The following is a 407-nucleotide window of genomic DNA, read 5'->3' on the forward strand; positions in this document are numbered from 1 at the left end:
GCACGATAGTTTTTGGTCATTTTGTTGCCATTCTGCGCGGTAGCGATGATGGCGATATCCGCTTTGGTAGCGATGTTGTAGCGCACGTTGCCCTGGGACACGTCAGCATACAGCTGGCTAACGATGATTTGCAGATTAACCGGGCCATTCGGACCAACCATGTAACCACGCGCGGTCATCTGTTTTTCCAGCACTTCTTGCAGCAGGAAACGCAGATCGCGGGAGGCGGTCAGGGTAACGATTTGATTATCGCGGGTGACTTTTGCCAGCGCCTGATCGGTACGCTGATCGGCACCATTAATGCTTACGGTGACGCCCATCAGGCTTGGATCCTGCTGTGGCAGTGTAATCGTCGGGGAAACTTCAATAGTTGTTGGCGGTCTTGCGCATCCTGCAAGCATAAACAG

1 protein-coding gene is annotated in these 407 nt (G+C 53.1%); it reads right to left on the minus strand.

Annotation, left to right across the window (positions count from 1 at the left end):
* The coding region (locus EVJ28_RS13985) for a YajG family lipoprotein (protein WP_236634181.1) at positions 1-401 on the minus strand (401 nt) is incomplete at its 3' end.
* Positions 402-407: the final 6 nt, after the last annotated feature.

This window comes from Exiguobacterium sp. SH3S3 (genome assembly GCF_004337115.1).
Taxonomy (GTDB): Bacteria; Bacillota; Bacilli; order Exiguobacteriales; family Exiguobacteriaceae; genus Exiguobacterium; species Exiguobacterium aurantiacum_A.